Raw genomic sequence first — 1,250 nt, forward strand, 5'->3', positions numbered from 1 at the left:
CTCAGTTTGCGATAAATCACTGCTGGGCGCAGGGCCCGTTCGGCCGTGTTATTCGTCGGCTCAATGCCTTCGATGCGGGTGAACGTCCACAAGTGTTCGCGGCGATCGTACAGTTCATCACAAAAGCCGATCAGCTTGGCATTGCCGCTGAACTTACCGCGCAGCAGCAAGTGTCGAATGTTTTCCCTGATCGGTCGAACATAGCTTTGGAAAGTGCTCCATTTGATCTTTCCAGCCTTGTATTGCCGCCAGTATCTGAACAACGCTTGGTGTTCACGCATCAAGTCGTATCCCATCCGCTTGACGGTTCCGTCAGGCGAATCAACCAACTTCTGAAAATCACGTTTCAGGTGGGCCCAACACCACTGCAGTCGCTTGCCGTCGAGATACATTTTCGCACGGTCACAGTTCAGAATGATGCCTTGGTAGTCGCCAACCAAAGCCAGCAACGATTGTCGGCTTCGGTCGGCGAAAATCCCAAAGACAGCAAACATCGGAGCAACCGCCACCCACAGCCAAGCCTTTTGTCGCTTCTCTTTGGTGGGCGATTCGTCGACATAGAGTTGTTCTTGCTCGGCAAGTTGGCCGCGAAGTTCTTGGTAGGGCACCGCGACCGCATCACTGACGAGATTTTGGATCTTCACCGTCCAGGCTGGACTGCAGGGAATATTCAGCAGGTCACCGAGAAAGGACGACGCCCGTCGCTTATTTTGGCGAAAGTGTCCCATCAACAGTCCGGTGAAGGCGGCCAGGCGCGGACCGCACTGTCCGCTTGGCACGCCCGCCGGCAATTCTGCCATGGTAGTGATGCCGCAGCAGGGGCAGTGGCCACGAAAGAGTTGGTATTCGTTAACGATCGGTTTAATCTCAGGCAGATCCCATGCCTGATGCCGCTGCGGCGGTGCTGTATCAGGCTGGACGTCACCGCCGCATCGACGACAACCAGCCGGTTGGCGGGGGGTAATCGTTGTGCACTGTTCGCTGGGAATGAGTTTACGCAGGTGCCGCTTGTGGCCCTTCTGGCCACCCTGCTTTCGCTTCTTTCCAGGCACCGGCTTCCGCTTGGGCTTCGCGTGAGGATGTTCGGTGCTAGGAGGCAAGGAAGAGTTGCGTGGAGTGAGTTTCTGGACCTTATCGGTGAGCGACTTAACTTGCCTTTCAAGTTCGTCGATTCGCTTCTCATAGCGGGCTACCAGAGCCTCGATAAAATCGCGCGCTGGCTCAGCTTCAGGCGGCAGTTCGATGCGAGG

The 1,250-nt window shown here is 56.2% G+C and carries 1 protein-coding gene; it reads right to left on the bottom strand.

Annotated elements, in window-relative coordinates:
* Nucleotides 1–1,250, bottom strand: a 1,250-nt coding sequence (gene tnpC / locus GE027_RS22570; RefSeq protein WP_153559491.1) for an IS66 family transposase, incomplete at both ends; no start/stop codon positions are given.

It is taken from the genome of Roseimaritima sediminicola (assembly GCF_009618275.1).
Classification (GTDB): domain Bacteria; phylum Planctomycetota; class Planctomycetia; order Pirellulales; family Pirellulaceae; genus Roseimaritima; species Roseimaritima sediminicola.